General features: G+C 67.7%; 2 protein-coding genes and 1 pseudogene. All 3 read left to right on the top strand.

The annotated features are described in order from the left end of the window. Positions 1-949, top strand: a pseudogene (locus AB0J08_RS41325) (hypothetical protein); the annotation flags it as partial. Beyond that, positions 930-2,210: an AAA family ATPase gene (locus AB0J08_RS41320; protein ID WP_360645266.1), complete on the top strand. Its 1,281-nt coding sequence runs from the start codon at positions 930-932 to the stop codon at positions 2,208-2,210. The pseudogene AB0J08_RS41325 and the gene AB0J08_RS41320, both read left to right, overlap by 20 nt. After that, positions 2,203-3,111 (top strand): TniQ family protein, encoded by a 909-nt coding sequence (locus AB0J08_RS41315; protein WP_360645263.1) that lies wholly within the window; start codon positions 2,203-2,205, stop codon positions 3,109-3,111. Before AB0J08_RS41320 ends, AB0J08_RS41315 begins: the two co-directional genes overlap by 8 nt. Positions 3,112-3,159 lie beyond the last annotated feature (48 nt).

Genomic DNA, 3,159 nt, shown 5'->3' with positions numbered 1-3,159 from the left:
AGCGACAACAACGCCCCCAACTCACCGTCGCGAACATGTAGTCTATGTATCGTCGCAGTTCAGAGCCGGTTCACGAGCTCCTGCGGTCGGTAAAGCGGTCTGGCAGAACCGCCGGCTGGGCGACTACGCGCCGGCATGGGATCCCGGCGGGGACCACAGCCCCAAATCGCTGTTCGCGGCGTCGTTCGCGCAGACCGGCTTCGCGATGGAGATCCCCCAACCCGAGCTCTACTACAGGTTCCTGCCGGAGCACCAGGTCAAGCGCATCCACGGCCGCCGGGGCGTGAAGATCAAGGGCCTCTACTACTACGGCGATGCACTGGAGCCCTACCTACACGAGGCGTCCTCACGCGGCGGGCGGCGCAAGCAGATGTGGATCATCCGCCGAGAGCCCCGTGACCGGCGCGTCGTCTACTTCCAAGATCCCCTTACCCACGAGTGGCACCCCCTGCGCTGGACCGGGCTGCCGCCGGAATCGCAGGTCCCCGCCTTCGGTGACCTGCGCGCCGAGGAACTCCTCACCCGAGTCCGCGAGGCCGGCCTGCGACCGCGGACCGATGCCGAACTCCTTCCGATCCTCCTGGACCTGCTCGGCGCCCGTGATCCGGTCAGCAACTGGCCCAGCCAGATGACCAAGTCCCAGCGCGTCGAACACGCCCGCGAGGCCACGCAGGCCCAGGCGGCCTCGACCGACCGGCCGGCGGCCTCCGCCGAGATCGCCCACCCATCCCGTCAGCCCCAGCAGACCGCGGGGAACGTGCTGCAGTGGCCGCAGCGGGCTGGGCAGACCCGAAGCAGTCTCGACGCCGAGCGGCGCCGCCGCAGAGAAGCCGCCGTCCCTGCCACCCCGAAGCCACCGCCCCGGCTGGGATCGAGCTTCCGCGAGCGCAACGTGTTCCTCCTGCCCGAGGACGACGAAGAGGAGCACGGTGGACAACCGGCCGGCTGAGAGCGACAGCCCGATCGTCCCGTTCCTGCGCGTCGGACCGCCGCCCGACCGCACCAGGTGGGAGGGCTGGCAGCAGTGGCGCGAAATCCGCGACACGTTCATCCCGGCACCGCGGCTCTCGCTGAAGGAGTACAGCGACATGAGCGCGCGCCGACGGGCCCTGCACGACCTGCACCGGACCGCGACGCACGTGAACATGCGGCTCCAGGAGACGCCGATGAGCCGCGGGGTCTCCAACCTGATGCGCGGGCGTCTGCAGAACAACGCCGTGAAGTTCATGCCCGGCACCCGGGACGGTCTGATGATCAACGGCGGCGGGTTCCAGGGCAAGACCGAGACAGCGTGCTCCGCGGCCGCCGCCTTCGAAGACCTGTGGCGGGACGTCCACCACCAACTACTGCCCGACCAGGCTCCGATTGCCGGCACACGCGATGTGTTCGTCCCGGTCGCCTACTGCCGACTGCCGGTGAAGGCGACACCGAAGGCGTTGTGCAAGACCATCCTGGACGTCTACGGCGACCCGCACCCGAACACCCTGGACGACCTGATTCGCTCGGTCCGCGACGCGGTCCGGGACCACAACACCACGGCTCTGCTGATCGACGATGTGACGCGTCTTCGACTCCACCGCGGTGACGACCAGGACACCCTGGACCTGATCCGCGAGCTGATGGACCTGAACGTCACGCTCGTACTGATCGGTGTCGACATCCCCCACTCCGGACTGCTGCGGGGCGCCTACATCGACCCGCACACCAAGCAGTGGGTCTTCCCGGACGTCAAGCGAGGCAAGAGCCACAATGACGGGGCCTCGACACAGACCGAGCGGCGCTTCGACATGGTCGATCTCGACCCCTTCGACTACTCCACCCCCACCGGGATCACCGCCTTCCTGGAACACCTCGCGGGGATCGAGGAACAGTTGCGGCTGTTCCACTCCTTCGAGGGCATGCTGACCACGGGCGGCATGCCCGAGTACCTGTTCCGCCGCACTCACGGCATCGTCGGACTGCTTCGACGGCTGGTCGAGGACGGTTGCACGGAAGCGATCACCAGTGGCGAGGAGCGGCTGACACCCGAGCTTCTGGCCCGCACCTCGATCCGCCTGGGCAATCTCGCCGATCTCGACCCCGAGGCGGGCGAGGTCCCCGAGATCCCGCTGAACGTCAAGCCGCCACAGCAGTCGCGGAAGAAGCCGGGAAGGAGGCCGCGCAACACGGTCTTCGACGACCAGGGCGACAGGCCGGCCGCCGATGGCTGAACTCCACAGCCACGACCGACCGCTGGCCCGGAGCCTTGATCCTCTGCCCGGCGAGTCCCTCGGCGGCTACCTGCTGCGGCTCGCTCACCGTCTCCGGCTCTCACCGATTCGCCTGGCCCGGCTGACCGGCTGCACCAGGCCCTCGACAACCCAACTTGGCCGCAGGCTCCTGCTGGACCTCGACATCCGCGCCTTCGCGCACACCGCCCGGCTGAGCGAGGAGGAAGCAACTGCTCTGACGCTTGTTCCCTGGTCAGACCGCTACCCGCCAATTGCGCGCCTGCGACCCGGTTCCGGAGCGCAGGTGTCGCGCGACGACTGGTTGTTCAACGACCATCCTCGCTACTGCCCGAGATGCCTTGCAGGCGACGGCACCGCCATCCAGCAACAGCACGGAGGCCCGTGGAAGAAGGCGTGGCATCTGCCCGTCGCCTTCGCATGCCCGGTCCACCAGGTATTTCTGCAGGACGACTGCCCTCGAAGCCACTGGATCAATCGAGCGGTCACGCTCCTCGTCGGCCAGCCTGCGGACGCGGCCCTGCACCCGGCGCAGTGCCGACATCCAGTCCAACGCGCCGGTCAGGGCCGGAAAGGACCCTCTTGCGGGACCCGACTGGACCAGCTCAGGAGCACCAGTTCTGCCCGACCGAGTATGAACATGCTCAGGACGCAGCAGCGACTCCTCGACTTCCTCGAACCCCACCAGGCCGCAGCAGACGCCGCGTCAGGTTTCACCGATCTTCGGGTGGTCACCGCCGCTCTCTGCGCGGCCTGGCCTCTCGGTCGGGACCACATCGAGCCTGATTCCCAGGATTCGGTGGGCAAGCACATCAAGGCCCTTGGCGGAGGCACCCGGGCCTTCGCCCTGATGGGTGGACACGCTGATACTGGATCTGCTTGATCCGGAGGAAGCGAGAACACCGCCGATGGCGATGAAGGACTACTCGGA

Source organism: Kitasatospora sp. NPDC050463, assembly GCF_040655255.1.
Classification (GTDB): Bacteria; Actinomycetota; Actinomycetes; order Streptomycetales; family Streptomycetaceae; genus Kitasatospora.
The sequence above is the reverse complement of the archived record's forward strand: the minus strand, read 5'-3'. Positions and strand labels throughout refer to the sequence as shown.

What these genes read in the sequence shown, in the direction of transcription:
- AB0J08_RS41315 (WP_360645263.1), top strand. Translation starts at nt 2,203, where the DNA reads ATGGCTGAACTCCACAGCCACGACCGACCGCTGGCCCGGAGCCTTGAT.